Below are 16069 nucleotides of genomic sequence, written 5' to 3'. Positions count from 1 at the left end.
AGATGTGATTGGCTGCTCGGCGCGATCAGCTTCACGCCAAGAACCGCGTTGATTCGAGGAACCGGCGGCACGGGAGGAGGGACCGCCAGGCCTGCGAAGCGGGCGGCGTTACTCCGCGGCGACTATTTGCGGCGCGAAATCGATGCCGATTGCCTTCGCGATGCCGGCGCCGTATTCGGGATCGGCCCTGTAACAGTGGGCGATCTGCCGCTTGACGATCTCGACCGGCACGCCTTGCATCGCCGCCTTGTAGTTCTGGAACAGCTGCTGCTTCTGGTCGACGCTCATCAGCCGGAACAGGTCGCCGGGCTGCCGATAGTCGTCATTGCCGTCGCGGTGATTGTAGCGGTCGGCCGCGCCCGAGATCGGAAGCGGCGGCTCGCCGAAGCGCTCGTCCTGCACGGGGCCGCTGAACGAATTCGGCTCGTAATAGGCATCGGGATTCGGGTTGCTTACGAGCCGCATGGCGCCATCGACGTTATAGGTGTGCACGGGGCAGCGCGGCTTGTTGACGGGAAGCTGATCCGCATTGATGCCGATGCGATAACGGTGCGCGTCCGCGTAGGAGAAGATACGCGCCTGCAGCATCTTGTCGGGCGAATGGCTGATGCCGGGCACGATATTGGCGGGCGACAGCGTGGCCTGCTCGACTTCGGCGAAATAGTTCTCCGGATTGCGGTTGAGCTCGAGCACGCCGAGCTCCATCAGCGGGTAATCCTTGTGCGGCCATACTTTGGTAAGGTCGAAGGGGTTGTACCAGTGCTTGCCGACATCGCTCTCCGGCATGACCTGCACGGAGAATTTCCATTTCGGAAAGTCGCCCCTCTCGATCGACTCGAAGAGATCACGCTGGTGGGTCTCGCGGTCCTGCGCGACCCTCTCGGCGGCTTCTGCATTGGTCCAGTTCTTGATGCCCTGCATGGTCTTGAAGTGAAACTTGACCCAGTGACGCTCATTTTTGGCGTTGATAAACGAATAGGTGTGCGAGCCGAAACCATCGACATTGCGATAGCTCTGCGGCAGGCCTCGCTCCGACATCAGGATGGTGACCTGATGCAGGCTCTCCGGCGACAGCGACCAGAAATCCCACATCGCGGTCGGCGACCGCATGTTTGATCTCGGGTGCCGTTTCTGGGTGTGGATGAAGTCAGGAAACTTCAGCGCGTCGCGCACGAAGAAGACCGGCGTATTGTTGCCGACCATGTCCCAGTTGCCTTCCTCCGTATAGAAGCGCAGCGCGAAGCCGCGGACGTCGCGCTCGGCATCGGCGGCACCGCGCTCGCCCGCCACCGTCGAAAAACGGATGAAAGCTTCGGTCTTTTTACCTTTCTGCAGCACCTTGGCCTTGGTGTATTTCGTGATGTCGTCGGTGATGGTCAGCGTACCATAGGCGCCCGAGCCCTTGGCGTGCTGGCCGCGTTCGGGAATGCGCTCGCGGTTCTGGTGGGCAAGCTTCTCGAACAGAAGGAAGTCCTGCATCAGCACCGGGCCACGCGGACCCGCCGTGATGCTGTTCTGATTGTCGGAAACCGGCATGCCGCTGTCAGTAGTGAGGATGGGGCGTTTGGCCATGAAGTCATTCCTGTTCACGAGTGATCGAGATCCGGGCAATACGGCGCCTGCAGCGGTGTCACTGTTTCGCAACGTCGTCTGTTCTGGCGTCACCTGACAACCGTTCGAGAGAACCCGGGCGTGAAAAATGTAGGCCATCCGCTTGGCCATAGCTTTGGTTCGAATTGCCGCGATTGTGCAGGCCTTGCCTCAATTATCGTGCATGCGATCGCCGCTCAGCTTCGCTTCAGTCCGATCAGTGACGTCATTCTGCGAAATACGCGAATTCGTGCAAATCGAACCGTAGAATAAACCCGTATTTAATCGTCGGCTTCGACCGAAGCGCTATCTCTTCCCCAACGCTAATGAGCTGCGCGCGTCACAAACGATCAATTCGGCAATGGCACGGGACCCTTATGACCTTCTTTCATCAGTTCAACATTCTCGCGGCCTCGCGCAACGAGGGCCTGCATCCGAAACTCCGGGACTTGCTTGAGCGTGCGGCCGCCGCTCCGTTTTCCGAGGTCTCCGTGCGCCCGGATGGCCTGATCCAGGCTGGACCAAGCCCGGATTCGGAAGTCGTCGCATCGCGGGGCAACGTGACGCCGTTTTTGCGAGAGCCGGCCCGCGCCGTCGTTGCTGCGCCCAAACCGGGACCGAAGAGGATATCGGCGGCCAGTCCGAAGCGAGACCGCATCCCTTAGTCATGCAAACGGTCTTGTCGAATCTGCACTCACGGACAAATCACACCCTCGGCGCAATCATCGTCATCGGCGTGAGTATTTTTCGCCACTTCAGCGATCGCGACCAACAGGTGCTGGCGCGCTGCCGCACCCAACAACCTTGTCCGGCTGTCGCACGAGAGCTCTTGGATATCGTTGCTGAAGGCGCCGGTCGCTCGGGCCGCGCCCGTGTCGGCTTGATCAACCGAGCGGTTGACCTGGCCATCACGCCCACCTGCGATGAGGCGCAATGGTGCGTGGCGGGCCATTGGAGCCCTTCTTCAGGTGGGCTTATCCCATGAAGATGTGCGGATCGTCATCTTGCAAAACGTCCCGCGCCGGCCGCTCGAGCCCGGTCCGCTTCGTCCGGTCCGCTTAAGTCCACGGCACGCGCGGCGCAAATCAAGACAGCCGTCTGTGGTCGAACGGACCCGAACCAGCACTGCAAATTTTAGCGGTGAGGTGCTGCTGTCGCTTAGCTAAAACATTGTCCGCAACAAAGGAGACAACCATGAACAACGCAGCCGACAACATGAGCGATGATAAAGGGATCAGCCGTTCGCATTGGGATTTATGTCCAACGGAATGAAAGTCCCCGGACTAACGTCCGACGAGATATCTACGGCGCCGCCGCAAAATTCGCCGACATTCCCACTCGTCACTATATGCGCATGGCGATTCTTATTGGTCAAATCCTTGCTCGCGCACGGCTCCGACATGCGTCTGGCTTGCCCTGCCCGGCTTCACACCGCACAAGCGCAGGCGCTTTCGGGTGAACGCATCCCGAACGTCACGATTGCGACCTGCGGGATTCGTCTATGAATACCTCGATTGGGAGAGAGTGATTGATCACATAGGTGCCGTAGTTCCGGTCGTGCTTGTCAGGTTGCATCACGCCGGCCGTGTCCATGGCGCGGGCCAGCAGCGTGTACTGCCCTGGCTCATTCGGTGTTAACCAATCGAGCTTCCAACGTCGCCACGCATGACGTCGCATAGGATCTATGAATTCTGCCGGGGTCCATATTCGGCCACCGTCGGTGCTCACCGCAATCGCCGTCACGTCGGTTTCACCCGCCCATGCAGCGCCGGAGATCGTGTAGACCCGGTTTGGAGCAAGGGTTTCATAAACACGTGGTCGCGCAATTTGGGACTTGAGCTGCATTTCTCCTAGTGCGCGCCGAACGGGCTGTCCTTCCGTCATAGCCCAGTAGGCATAGTCCGTCGTCTGCCAATAGCCGTGAAACGGCTCGCGTACAGCCTGGATACCTGTCAGCCACTTGACGGACGCCATTCCATAATGTCCGGGGACAATTGCGCGGACTGGAAATCCGTGATCCCGCGGAAGCTCGCGCCCGTTCATCTGGTAGGCGATCAGGACTTCCGACCGAAGTGCCTTGGTTCGGGATAGGCTCCAGGTGTATGATATCGGCATGGGAGGCACGGGCTCTTCTTTCGGCGTCCCGCGATCCGCACCTTCGAGCACGATCTCGCAAGCATCTTCAGCCAGGCCGGCCCGGTCCAGCAATGCTCGCAGGGGCACCCCGGTCCATTCTGCGTTGCTGACCGCTCCGAGTTCCCACTGTGCCCCTTGCACTTGGGGGACGAGAAAGACCCGACTATTGCCTGCGCATTCCAAAGTCGCGACCCGGGTCTCAGATGGCATGTTGCGCAACTCTTCGTAACTTAACGCAAGCGGACTCCTGACAGCGCCGTCGATGCGCAGCTTATAGGAAGCGCGGTCCAAGTTCGGTATCAGAAAATGACTGCGGATGTAAAACAACTCCGTCGGAGTCAGATAGGAGTCGATCCGGTCGAAGGGAGCTTCGAGATTCTTCGGCTCCTTCTGCCGGATGGTGAGACCCGCGGAAAATATCTGATTTGTGTTGTCGATGTAATTGGCTTTCGAACCTTCCATCATCCTCTCCTATTTGCCGGGCTCGACGCCGGCGAACGTGGCGTGCAACGCGTGCAGCGGTTCTGTCAGGAAGCAGGTCAGGTAGATCGTCATGGCGAAGCCGAGCAGCGCCAGCAAACTGGCCACGAGAACGCCCTGCTTGGAGAGAGAGCGGTGCGCGAACCGATCGCGGTTCAATTCGCCAACCAGTCGCACAAAGCGTCGTGCGGAAAACAGGTTCACGATTGCGCCGATCGCAATCAGCGCGGCTCCAAACCAAACTGAGAACTCGTGCGGCTGACCGGCAGGGAGCTGTTGCGGTAGGTAGGGCATACTCCCGAAAATCCCAAAACGGGCTACCACAAACCCTAATCCCATCAGTGAGATACCTGTGCGAATCCAGGCGAGAAATGTTCGCTCTTCCGCGAGATAGTCGCGCAATTCGGCTGCTGGTTTTGCGGGAGTGATACCCATTTCGCCGTTACCATTAGAGTCACATTGACCACCATCGGCCAATGCAGCCGCCTACGCTTGATTTAGTCGGCGCCCGGAAACGAGCGCCACAAGAAGAAGTCGGGCCGACGGATTTCCACCTCCGGCCCGACCTCTCGCGACGCGGATCGATCAGTAGACCGTCGTGGGTTCGCAAGGCGGAACGGTCCACGGATCGCTGGCAAATGCGCCCACGTCCGAAGCCCGAATGCAACCAGCGCCGTCAACGGTAGTTGTAGTGGTGTGCTGTCGCACAGCGGCGCTGTGCTCGCGAGCCATAGCAGGAGTTGCGACCATGGACGTGGCGATCAATGCTGCCGATAGAAGTTTGAGCTTCGTCATTCGATTTCTCCATTGGATAGAAAATCCAACAGCGTGTGGCCTTCGTCCAGTTGACTTAGGATCGTGGTTCGCCAACACCACTAAATTACAATTTAGAACCGGCTGCTGCCCGCAATGCCTCATTCGATCGCTCGGCGGTCAAAACCAATTCAGAACCCTAAATTGGTTTTTAATTGAGAGCCCAGTGTGCGGCGTGCATGTTCGGGTGCTCGCGGAGCTTCATTGGGCTGTCGGGAGTTCGGTGGGGTGACCCCCTCCAAAGATATCGGGGAAACGCAAAGGCTGGCCGTGGAAATCCACGCACGCAACGTCTGACTACGTTCGGAGAGAAAGATGGTTCTGATGGTGGGCAGCACAGCGACGATGAGGCCATCGACCACGATGATGCCATCAACAACGATGATGCAGAGGACCCCGTTGGGGACTATTCCCATGCCATTCGTCGCCAGCACGACGGGGACCATACCACCGGTATCCCCGCTCGGCAGCCCGTCGACTACCGTATGCGGCACTAAGCCGGGAGGTCCGCCGACCAACGGCACCGCTTTGCCGCTCTCGACTCCCGAAGTTCCGAGCAGTCCCCCACCTGGCACGATTCAACCCCCAGTCGCGGTGCTTGCCGACACCAGCATCGATCCGACCACGGGTGTGATGCCGACACCGAATACGTCGGCATGCGCCGAGAGCATGACGATGAATCTTGCGACGCCTGGGACGATGGCGCCGGCTAACGCCACAGGCGCAGCGGCAACACCGGGCGTATCGCCAGCAGGCTGCTAAGGCGTGATGAATTTCCTCGAATAGTCGTCTTGCCCTATCTTATTTGCGCATGACCTTCGGAAAACCGGTTCAGACTGTTCCGGATCATGCTCAAAGCCGATAACCCGCTTCCCGACGCCGGCGCTTAGAGCGATACGCTTCGGGCTGGGCCGTTTTTAAAATGCTATTTAGTGGTGGGGGTCCCTCCGGAAGCCTATGTGGACTGTTGAGGGGCCCACCGCGCCTGGCCTCGGAGGCGGTGTTCAGATTGGCCGCAATGAGGACGGCGTCCGCCACGCTTCCTGCCCCCGAAACCGAGGCGGGCGGCGCCGTCCTGCTCTTTATCGATGGCGTTCGGGCCGGTGAGATTATGCCTTTGGTCTCGAGCAAGCATATGATCCCAGGAAATCCAGGCTCGAGCACAGGGCTCGGTGCGAATCGCATGGTAGCGGCTGGGAATGAACCGATGACAAAGGTACTTCTGATCGAGGACGACAGCGAAACGGCCGAAGAAATTACCGCCGAACTCACCGATCGTGGTTTTGAAGTCGAGTGGGCGGCCAGCGGTATAGAAGGCCTCGACAAGGCGCGCTCATCGCGGCCCGACGCCATGATCGTCGATCGGTTGTTGCCTGGAATGGACGGTCTCACGGTGATCGAGGCCTTGCGGAAAGACCAGGTCCGCACTCCGGTGCTGGTGCTGAGTGCGCTGGGGGCGGTCGACGATCGCGTGCGCGGATTGCGGATGGGGGGCGACGACTATCTCACCAAACCGTTCGCGCTGGTCGAGCTTGTCGCTAGGATCGAGGCGCTGCTGCGCCGGCCGGCTGAATCGCGCGAGACGACGTTGCGGGTGGGACCGTTGGAACTCGATCTGATCGAGCGCACCGCCAAACGCGGCGATCGGGCGATCGATCTCCTGCCGCGCGAATTCCGTTTGCTTGAATACATGATGCAACGGAGCGATCAACTGTTGACGCGAGCCATGCTTCTGGAGGAAGTCTGGGACTATAAATTCGTTCCAGCGACAAATCTGGTTGATGTGCATCTGGGCAGGCTGCGCCACAAGGTGGACGGGCCAGGCGAACCTCCCATGATCCACAATGTCCGCGGTGCCGGCTTCATTCTCCGAACCGGACCGTGAAGATCAGATGGAAGCCAGCAAGGCGCCGCGACTGATGTTGAGCGGTAAATCCGCGGGGCGAGATCCGATGGGTCAGGCTCACATCATACGTTCGAACACCTTTCGGTGGGCGCTGGCGGTGGCTGGCGTGTTCGCGGTTTTCGTCATGGTGCTGTTCGGCTTCATCTACTGGCAGGCCGATCAGTACTTGATCGCGCGATCCGACAAAATGATTAGCAGTCAACTGAACTTCATCGCCGGTTTGCCCAGCGAACGCCGGCTGAATGCGATCAATGACCATCTAAAGCAAGATTCCCACGGCGTTGAATATGCCGGCCTGTTCAGCGCAGACGGCCGCGAGATAGCGGGGAACCTGGAACGGTTTCCGCCCGATCTCCAGATGGATGATTCCGTCCGGAGCATTTCGGTCGAGCGGATGCTTCCGACCGGAAGGGAAACGCATGTGATCCGCGCAATCGCCCGGCACATGCCGAACGGCGACGCACTGGTAATGGGACGCGACGTCGACGAAACCAGGGAAATTTCTCATGTCGTCGCACAGGCGTTGGCGCTCGGTCTGCTGCCTGCACTTTGCTTATGTCTGCTGGCTGGCGCGTGGCTGAGTATGCGAGCCCAAGAGCGGGTCGAGGAGGTCAATCAGAGGGTCCAGCGCATCATCGCGGGAGATCTGCGTGAGCGACTCCCACACCGCGACGTCGACGAGCCGTTTTCGAGGCTTACGGTCATCGTCAATGGCATGCTCGATGAAATGGAAGCGATGATCCACGCGCTCGCCGGAGTAGGCAACGACATCGCTCACGATTTGCGAACGCCGCTAACGCGGGCGCGGCTGACGCTGGAGCGCGGCCGCACGAACGCAACTACGCTGGAACGGCTCCAGCTGGTTGTAGACAAAGCGATCGCAAATATTGACCAGTCGCTGGCGATCATTACGGCGCTGTTGCGTTTGGCCGAAATCGAAAATAGCCGGCGGTCTGCGGCTTTTGGCACCGTTTCGCTGCACGAGATACTGCGGGAGGTATGCGATATCTACGAACCGATCGCCGAAAACAAGAATGTCAACTTGCGGATCGGGGTGCAGCAGCCATTGAACGTGCGTGGCGATCGGGATCTCCTCTTCGAGGCAGTCGCCAACCTCGTCGACAATGCCATCAAGTTTACTCCTGAGGGCGGCAGAGTCGACATTGAATTGATACGCGGCGACAATAAAACCACCGTGCGCGTCACCGATACCGGCCCCGGCATCAACGATCAGGAGCGCGAGGCCGTGCTGCGTCGTTTCTATCGGTCCGACAAGATCAGAAGCACGCCAGGCGTGGGCCTTGGCCTGAATCTTGTGGCTGCGATCGTAAAGCTGCACGGCTTCAGGCTGGCCATTCATCCCGGGCCGGGTGGCTGGTTGGAGGTCATTTGTCCTGACCATTGATCCGGGCGCATTGGTTACGGTCGAGATCAGGGTTCAGGGCGATGCCATCGGCATGGTCAAACTGCATCCGAATTACGTAATCCGAACGGCAATCCAGACGGTCCGACCACCGTGAGCGGCACCGGAGACCCCTCGTTCGGCGGCTCATCGCCTGACACCAGCAGCGGCTACAACTAGGAACGCACCGCATTCGCGCGGCGGCTAGTCGCCCAAGCAGCCTTATCAGGAAGGGTAAAGGCGCTTCGGGACCTTGGCCCTTGCAACCGGAAAGCAGCAAAAAGAGCAACGGGGCCTAGCCGCCTGCCGCAACCGTCTGTGCACGCTGATCGCCGGGCTGATGATATCTTCCGAGAGCAATGCCAAGGTCGTGCCACACCGAAACCATGGCGTCAGCCAACTGCCGGACCAGTCGAACGTCATGCGCCGGGGTCGGGGTGATCCGCAAACGCTCGGTGCCCCGGGGAACGGTGGGATAGTTGATCGGCTGGATGTAAATCCCGTGCCGGTCGAGCAGAAGATCGCTCGCCTGCTTGCACTTAGCCGGATCGCCGACCATCACCGGTACGATATGCGTCTCTGTGTCCAACACGGGCAATCCAGCTTCGCGCAGGGCGGCCTTGGTCGCTGCCACGGCGGCGCGCTGGGCCGCACGCTCGGCACCCGATGTCTTAAGATGGGCGATCGACGCAGTCGCAGCCGCGGCTATCGACGGTGGCAAGGCCGTCGTGAAGATAAACCCGGGGGCATGGGATCGCACGGCGTCTACGATGGCGCTGCGGCCGGCAATGTAACCGCCAAGCGTGCCGAAGGCTTTTGCGAGCGTTCCCTCGATGACGTCGATGCGCGCCATCACTCCGTCTCGCTCGGCGATCCCGCCGCCGCGTCGCCCGTACATTCCAACGGCATGCACTTCGTCGAGATAGGTCATCGCGCCATGGCGTTCCGCCAAGTCGCAGATCGCCTCGAGCGGAGCGACATCGCCATCCATCGAGTACACGCTTTCGAACACGATAAGCTTCGGGCGGCCAGCCGCCGCTCGGCAGAGTAACTCCTCGAGGTGCTTAAGATCATTGTGACGCCAGATCTGCTTGGAACAGTCGGCCGCACGCACGCCTTCGATCATCGAATTGTGATTGAGCGCATCGGACAGGATCAGGCAATCCGGAAGGAGCTTGGCGATCGTCGCGATACCCGTATGGTTGGAGACGTAGCCCGACGTGAAAACGAGCGCCGCTTCCTTGCTATGCAGGTCGGCAAGCTCGGCCTCCAGCTCCACCAGCGCCCGATTTGTTCCCGAGATGTTGCGCGTGCCGCCGGCGCCCGTGCCCATCGTGCGCGCGGCGGCACACATCGCGTCGATCAGCTTCGGATGCTGACCCATTCCGAGATAGTCGTTTGAGCACCAGACCACGACATCCCTCTTGCCGGTCGGGCTGTTCCAGAGCGCGTGGGGGAACTGTCCCACTTTGCGCTCCAGGTCAACGAAAACGCGGTAGCGATGCTCCCGCTTCAGCACAGCAACGGCAGATTGAAAACTCCCGTTATAGTCGAACATTCGCGAGACTCCGTATCGGCGGATCAGATCGATGGCAGCGATGGATGGCCAGGTTGTTCAGGGTTGGGTGGCCGTCGACGAGCTCTGCTGGAAGGGATTCGCACTGAGAACGAAGCCAACCCCTCGGACGTTGCGAATCATGGCGGGCTCATTTGATCCGTCGACCTTGCGACGCAATTTGCCCATATGAACATCGACAAGATTTGTTTCCGCGACGAACTTATAGTTCCAGACATCCTTCAGGAGGGTTGCCCGAGTTAGCAACCTGCCGCTCCGTTGCATCATGTACTTGAGTAACCGAAACTCGCGCGGTCGCAGATCGATCCCACGATCACCACGCTTCACAGTTCGATCGATGAGATCAAGCTCCAGCGAGCCCACGCGCAGCACCCTGTCAGTCAGCCGATCCGCCAGCCGGGCCGAAGGTATTCCGGCCGTGATCAATTCCACGATGGCGAGCGGCTGCTTTGACGGGGCGTCGCGTCGCAGCGGTGATCCGCGCATCCGCTCAATCACCTTTTCGAGCGTGGTCGACAGCAGCGAATGAACATCGGCATCCGTGACGAGATCGGACCGTATTTCTGCCGGCACATCCTGGACGAGCAAACGCACCAGAACGGGCAAGCCTTCGATGTCGGCCAGAAGCTCCGCCGTTCCGCTCCGCAACATTGGCGATTCTCGCGTGCGTCGAACAAGAGTCAGATGCAGGCCAAGACTGATTGACGAATTCACCATCTGTACCGGACTCTGCTCCGCAACCCTTGGATCCGTGCAGACAAATCTCGACGCCCTCCGATCTGAGGCATCGTGGTTGGTGCTATAAGCTATCATCGCAATGTCCCGTTCCGCCGACCGCGAAGACTCATCTCCGATGGCCGGATTGATTGATCATTCAGCAGGACCCGTCGCCGAATCCCTTTTGCTCATGGGCGAGTCGAACCGAGCAAGGGCGTATCATGATGCTCTTGCCTGGCTTTGGAGAAACAGGAACGCACTCTGGCAGTGATCTTGGTAACAATCGTGATTGCAATAGGTGAGGTGTGTTCCGATTTCCCGGAGATAGCCTGCTTCGATCGGCTGATCGCACATCACACAGAGGGAGGGTCGGCGGGGCGACCTCTCATTTACCACTACAAATCTCATGTGGCGCCTCCCAATGCGAAGCAGAATACGGTATCGGACGAGTGGGAGGCACTGGGTGGGGGCGCGCAGAGATGATTTCTGCCATCCGGATTATCTCTGTTCCGTTCGACCTTTTCCGGTGGAATGGGAATGTACTTTCCATCTTCTCTGCGCTTTGCGTACATATTGCCGTCGAGGTACTTGACTTCGGTCGGATAACAGTCCGCATCATTGCAGCAGCTAACGGCGGGATTGTCGGGCATGTGCCATGTTGAATAGAATTTCTCGTGCAGGAGCTGGTCCTGCGGCGGATGGCGGTGAAGCCCAGCATTTTGCGCTTGGACCGGCATCATAGACACGCAGCAGAGACAAATGCTCTGCAAGGATTTGCAGAAAGGGTTCATTGCGCAACCTCCTTACTGCTCAGGAATTCCCAACTTCGCGAATTTGTCGCGCGATGCTCAAGCAGGCTGGAACCAGTGTAACCATCTGCGGTCACATTCCCGACGGATCCTGAAGCGGTCAGCGCACTTCTTGGAACAGAGCGCGGTCCGCCAGGAATAGTGCCTGACGAGGCCGAATTTTCCTTCGCAAATCGGGCAACGCTTGGCTGCGCCGGCGGGGGTATATTTGGAATTGCTGCGCATTTTTGCCTCCTCTCGATTTTGTGCTTGCCTTTTGTTCGCCGTCGCAGTTGGCGCAAAGCTGAAGAATCGCGTCAGGATCGTAGTGGCCTGCCAGGTCCCGCCGCGTGTAGGGACATTGTGCGCCGAGTTTCACTCTCATATGCTGCCTCCGCAGGTGAAGCAGCAGACTTCCTGTGCTGGCACAAGTCTCGTTCGTCGAAGGGACAGGGATGTGTTTCAGTCCGCCGGTCTCGTGGCGGTTGCGCTTGATCTGTTCGACTGGGATCGCGGACATCGTGTCACCTGCAATCGGCTCTTTCGATCTGCAGCAAGACTAGGAGGATAGGGACTGGTGGCTCAATCGTACCTAGGTAAGCGTCCGGTATTGAAAGGAATCGCGCGAGCATACTGAAGTTTATGGGCAGGATTACACGATCTGCTTGCAAACGACTCACCAGTGGAAGAGGAGGCCGCGATGGAAAAGAAGCGGACAAAGGCGGATTGACGAAATCAAAAAGTCCGAAGACCGCCTTCGACTGGTCATCGATACAATCCCGACGCTGGCCTGGTGTGCTAGAGCCGACGGCGTTCCCGATTTCCTGAACCAACCAGCTCTCGATTATACCGGCCTTTCCCTGGACCAGGCCGAAATGGGCTGGGCCTCGCGCTTTTCATCCTGATGACAAAAAGGGCATGTTGCAGAGGTGGAGCGCGATACGGGAATCCGGCGTGAGAGGCGAGCTTTAAGCTCGGTTGCGGCGCTTCGATGGTGAGTATCGCTGGTTTTTGTTTCGAGCCGGGCCGCTGCATGATGAGCGGAGCAACATTGTCAAATGGTACGGATCATCTACCGACATAGAGGACCGCAAGCGGGCGGAAGAGGCGCTTCGCGAAAGCGAGCAGCGCTTTCGCGATTATGCCGAAACGGCGTCCGACTAGTTCTGGAAGACAGGACCGGATCATAGGATCACCCGCGTGTCCGATCACCTCAACTCCGTTGGCATCGCGCCGGCGAGCCTGACCGGGCCTGGCTCGCTGGGACGTTGCGGACGATGTCGAACCGGAACCCGAAAAATGGCGACAGCATAGCGCCATACACGACGCCCATCAGCCATTTTGCGATTTCGTGTATAGAACTGCCCCATCCCCATGCCGTCGGATTTGGTGCGGAAGAAGGCCTTGAATAGCCGGTCCGCATCATCGGGGGCTTTCAATTTGCCGCTCAATCCTAGAGGCTCACGGAGGACGTGTATCGGCTTCCCGAAGCAGGGGACCCGGTGCTACATTTCAGTTCGTATTGCCGTTCCATCAGGAAGACGCGTCATGACCGAGCGTCCAAAATCATCGGATGAACAATCGAGTGCCAAGGAAGCGATCGTCTTCATTGTCGAGGATGACGCCTCGGTTTGCCGAGGGCTCAGCAATCTCTTTGAGTCGGTGGGACTGCGGGTTGAGGTGTTCGGTACGGCATCCGAGATGCTGCAAAGTAAGCTTCCGGATATCGCCAGCTGCCTGGTGCTTGACGTCAGGCTGCCCGGATTGAGCGGCCTGGATTTTCAAACCGAGCTGGCCAAATCGAACATTAACATTCCAATTATTTTCATGACCGGCCATGGCGACATTCCGATGACCGTCAGGGCCATGAAGGGTGGAGCAGTCGATTTCCTGACCAAGCCGTTTCGCGATCAGGATATGCTCGACGCGGTCGTGAAGGCGATCGGACGCGATCGGGAGCGGCGTGAGGCCGACAGGATCGTCGCGGACTTGCAGGTTCTTTTTGAGACCCTGAGTGCTCGCGAGCGGGAGGTTCTGGCGTTGGTGTCGTCTGGCCTGTTGAACAAGCAAATAGCTGCCGAACTTGGACTTGCCGAGATTACCGTGAAGATCCATCGGGGGCACGTCATGAAGAAAATGGGCGCGAGGTCGCTGGCCGATCTGTTGAGAAAAGCTGAGACGCTCGGAGTTCGTCGCGGCAAGCCGCAGCGATAAGTATGTAACTTGCATCCTTGTTCGGGATCGAGTTTTCGATTTGGCGATGCTGGCACCACCGATCCTTGTGGGCTCAGCGAGATAGCCTCTGTCTGATGAGCGTTTTGGAGCGATCTTGCGGCGGTAAAACCAAAGTATAGGGTTCCCAAACCAACACGACATCCGATTCAACCTTCGTACCGTCGAGCGGGCGCCCTGATCAGACTAGGCTGGCAACAACACGATAGGGACGCAAATCTGGGTCTCATCGATTACGCAACGGACCTCTGATTCTTGCGACGAGTGCCGCGGAGGGTCGAATGCCAGAGAAAAATGCTCCTTTGATTACGCGACGGCAATTGCTTGCTGCGGCAAGTGTGGGAGGCCTGGCCCTCTCAAAACCAGCTTGGGCCGAAAGAATGATCGACCTTCCGCTACCTGGTGGTCCGGGAGCGCGACAGATGACGACGGCCTTCCCGCAGAAGGGGGCGATGATTCTGCAACGAACCCGTCCACCGCTCCTGGAAACCCCGTTTGAGGTTTTCGACAAGGGTGTGTTCACCCCCAACGGCCAGTTCTATGTTCGCTGGCACTGGGCGCTTATCCCGACCGAAATCGATATCGACAAGTTCTCCCTGACGGTGCGTGGCCATGTGAATCAAACTTTATCGTTGTCGCTGCATGATATCCTTCGCGGACTGCCAAGTGTTCAATTGTCTGCAGTGAACCAGTGCTCGGGCAACTCGCGCGGCTTCTTCCAGCCTCGCGTGCCCGGCGGGGAATGGGCAAATGGCGCCATGGGCAATGCGCTCTGGACGGGGGTCCGCCTCAAGGACGTGCTGGACAAGGCCGGCGTAAAACCGGGCGCCGTGCAGGTGCGATTCAAAGGACTGGATGAGCCCGTCGTGGCGGATGCGCCGCATTTCATGAAGTCGCTGGAGATCGACCACGCGCGCGATGGCGAAGTGATGATCGCCTATGCCATGAATGGCGAGCAACTGCCATTGGTGAACGGATTTCCGCTGCGGCTGGTTGTGCCCGGCTGGTATGCGACCTATTGGGTCAAGATGTTGAACGATATTGAGGTGCTGGATCAACCGGACACCAACTACTGGACAAAAGTCGCCTACACGATTCCCGATACCCCTCACGCCAGCATCAAGCCGGGCCAAACGGGCGTGAAGATGATTCCCATCAACAAAATGGTCCCAAGATCCTTCGTCACCAATATTTCGTCTGGCAGCAAGGTGAGCGCCGCTGCACCGACAACATTGCGCGGCATTGCGTTCGGTGGCGATTGCGGCGTGGCAAGTGTGGACTTCTCCATCGACCGCGGCCAAACCTGGCATCAGGCTCAGCTGGGAAAGGACGAAGGCAAATATGGATTTCGGCAGTGGCAAACGCAATTGACGCTGCCTGCTCCCGGAGCGTACGGCTTGTTGATCCGCTGCACCAACAGCAACGGCGTGGCGCAACCCGACACACAGAACTGGAATCCCGCGGGCTTCATGCGGAATGTCATCGAATCGACCGATGTCATTGCGCTATGACGGAGAACTCACGATGCGTCGCAATCGGCTGCCGGTCGTCGTTCTACTGATCGTTGTGTCAATGTCTACCGACGTCTGCGCCGCTTCGCCATTCGAACTGAAGTCGGTAAAGATTGATCTGCCCGACAGCGACAGGATGTTCCCTGCCGGTCCTGGTGCGGACACGATCAACAACAACTGTCTCGCGTGTCATTCGGCGGGCATGGTCCTGAATCAGCCGTCGTTGTCGAAACAAGCCTGGACGGCGGCAGTCGACAAGATGATCAACAATTACAAGGCCCCGGTAGCCCCGGAGAATGTCGGTGCGATCGTCGAATACTTGACAGTCCTCAAGGGGGCGAAATAGACGTCGGCCTTCAGTCCCCATAAAGCTCGCAGTGCGCGTGATTGCGGACCAATTTATTGAAGTACAAACCTAAGTATGATTTCGGAATCCTGATCTGCAGCCCATTTTAGGCGGGGCGTGCTAGAGTTGAATGCTTTGCTCCGGCGTCAGGAAGGCCCACCTTGTCAACGCTTTCGGTGATTTCCGTCATTGACGACGATGCATCCGTCCGCGCAGGAACCGACAATCTCCTCAGCTCGCATGGATACATGGTACGTACATTTGCGTCGGCCGAGGACTTCCTGCAATCGGCCCACCTGGACGACTCTTCGTGTGTCGTTGCGGATGTGCAGATGCCCGGTATGAGCGGTTTAGACCTCCTGAAGCACGTGCGCACTCGGGGCAACGACGTGCCGTTTATTTTTATCACGGCGTTCCCCGATGAAAGTGTCCGTGCCCGGGCGCTGAAGGTCGGAGCCATTTGCTTCCTGGCCAAACCCTTCGCCGGCCCCGTCTTGATTGGCTGCATCGAAACCGCTCTGAATCGACACCGCGGCGTTGCCGGCAAGTGAGGCGATGAACGCCAGCATTCT

At 58.7% G+C, this 16069-nt stretch carries 16 protein-coding genes; 9 read left to right on the top strand and 7 right to left on the bottom strand.

From position 1 onward, the window contains the following. Positions 1 to 108 precede the first annotated feature (108 nt). Positions 109 to 1572: a catalase gene (locus J6497_RS19500; protein ID WP_225705886.1), complete on the bottom strand. Its 1464-nt coding sequence runs from the start codon at positions 1570 to 1572 to the stop codon at positions 109 to 111. A 395-nt stretch (positions 1573 to 1967) separates the two neighbouring features. Between J6497_RS19500 and J6497_RS19495 the strand changes: the two genes are divergently transcribed. Next, on the top strand, positions 1968 to 2255 hold the full coding sequence (locus tag J6497_RS19495) for a hypothetical protein (protein ID WP_225705885.1): 288 nt from the start codon (positions 1968 to 1970) through the stop codon (positions 2253 to 2255). 29 nt (positions 2256 to 2284) lie between these two features. On the opposite strand, the gene J6497_RS19490 is transcribed toward J6497_RS19495, so the two are convergent. The 4 genes from J6497_RS19490 to J6497_RS19475 all read right to left on the bottom strand — a co-directional run bounded on the left by J6497_RS19490 (position 2285) and on the right by J6497_RS19475 (position 5465). After that, the gene (locus tag J6497_RS19490) at positions 2285 to 2542 is read right to left on the bottom strand and encodes a hypothetical protein (protein WP_225705884.1); all 258 of its coding nucleotides are present in this window, start codon (positions 2540 to 2542) and stop codon (positions 2285 to 2287) included. 521 nt (positions 2543 to 3063) lie between these two features. After that, positions 3064 to 4188: a sulfite oxidase gene (locus tag J6497_RS19485; protein ID WP_225705883.1), complete on the bottom strand. Its 1125-nt coding sequence runs from the start codon at positions 4186 to 4188 to the stop codon at positions 3064 to 3066. A gap of 9 nt (positions 4189 to 4197) precedes the next feature. After that, positions 4198 to 4683: a YidH family protein gene (locus tag J6497_RS19480; protein ID WP_225705882.1), complete on the bottom strand. Its 486-nt coding sequence runs from the start codon at positions 4681 to 4683 to the stop codon at positions 4198 to 4200. A gap of 467 nt (positions 4684 to 5150) precedes the next feature. Continuing rightward, positions 5151 to 5465, bottom strand: a complete 315-nt coding sequence (locus J6497_RS19475) for a hypothetical protein (RefSeq protein WP_225705881.1) — start codon at positions 5463 to 5465, stop codon at positions 5151 to 5153. Between the two features lie 761 nt (positions 5466 to 6226). On the opposite strand from J6497_RS19475, the gene J6497_RS19470 reads away from it, so the two are divergent. Both J6497_RS19470 and J6497_RS19465 read left to right on the top strand, forming a co-directional pair. Further along, positions 6227 to 6904 carry a response regulator transcription factor gene (locus tag J6497_RS19470; protein WP_225705880.1) on the top strand — a complete coding sequence of 226 codons (678 nt, stop codon included), beginning with the start codon at positions 6227 to 6229 and terminating at the stop codon, positions 6902 to 6904. 67 nt (positions 6905 to 6971) lie between these two features. After that, positions 6972 to 8330: a sensor histidine kinase gene (locus J6497_RS19465; RefSeq protein ID WP_225705914.1), complete on the top strand. Its 1359-nt coding sequence runs from the start codon at positions 6972 to 6974 to the stop codon at positions 8328 to 8330. 292 nt (positions 8331 to 8622) lie between these two features. On the opposite strand, the gene hemA is transcribed toward J6497_RS19465, so the two are convergent. Then, positions 8623 to 9885, bottom strand: a complete 1263-nt coding sequence (gene hemA, locus J6497_RS19460; protein ID WP_225705879.1) for a 5-aminolevulinate synthase — start codon at positions 9883 to 9885, stop codon at positions 8623 to 8625. A gap of 57 nt (positions 9886 to 9942) precedes the next feature. Continuing rightward, the gene (locus tag J6497_RS19455; RefSeq protein WP_225705878.1) at positions 9943 to 10554 is read right to left on the bottom strand and encodes a winged helix-turn-helix domain-containing protein; all 612 of its coding nucleotides are present in this window, start codon (positions 10552 to 10554) and stop codon (positions 9943 to 9945) included. Between the two features lie 1832 nt (positions 10555 to 12386). Between J6497_RS19455 and J6497_RS41595 the strand changes: the two genes are divergently transcribed. From J6497_RS41595 to J6497_RS19430, 6 genes are all read left to right on the top strand, one after another. After that, on the top strand, positions 12387 to 12572 hold the full coding sequence (locus J6497_RS41595) for a PAS domain-containing protein (RefSeq protein ID WP_312010331.1): 186 nt from the start codon (positions 12387 to 12389) through the stop codon (positions 12570 to 12572). Between the two features lie 244 nt (positions 12573 to 12816). Next, positions 12817 to 12960, top strand: coding sequence for an ATP-binding protein (locus J6497_RS42015; protein ID WP_376708236.1), 144 nt, complete (start codon positions 12817 to 12819; stop codon positions 12958 to 12960). Further along, entirely contained in the window at positions 12957 to 13622 is a 666-nt protein-coding gene (locus tag J6497_RS19445; RefSeq protein WP_225705877.1) for a response regulator transcription factor, read from the top strand. Before J6497_RS42015 ends, J6497_RS19445 begins: the two co-directional genes overlap by 4 nt. 299 nt (positions 13623 to 13921) lie before the next feature. Then, positions 13922 to 15151: a molybdopterin-dependent oxidoreductase gene (locus tag J6497_RS19440; RefSeq protein WP_225705876.1), complete on the top strand. Its 1230-nt coding sequence runs from the start codon at positions 13922 to 13924 to the stop codon at positions 15149 to 15151. Then, positions 15135 to 15497, top strand: coding sequence for a c-type cytochrome (locus tag J6497_RS19435; protein WP_376708234.1), 363 nt, complete (start codon positions 15135 to 15137; stop codon positions 15495 to 15497). Before J6497_RS19440 ends, J6497_RS19435 begins: the two co-directional genes overlap by 17 nt. A gap of 161 nt (positions 15498 to 15658) precedes the next feature. Further along, positions 15659 to 16048, top strand: coding sequence for a response regulator transcription factor (locus J6497_RS19430; protein ID WP_225705875.1), 390 nt, complete (start codon positions 15659 to 15661; stop codon positions 16046 to 16048). Positions 16049 to 16069 lie beyond the last annotated feature (21 nt).

It is taken from the genome of Bradyrhizobium cenepequi, assembly GCF_020329485.1.
Classification (GTDB): Bacteria; Pseudomonadota; Alphaproteobacteria; order Rhizobiales; family Xanthobacteraceae; genus Bradyrhizobium; species Bradyrhizobium cenepequi.
Note: the sequence above shows the minus strand (reverse complement) of the source record. Positions and strands in the feature narration are given on the sequence as shown.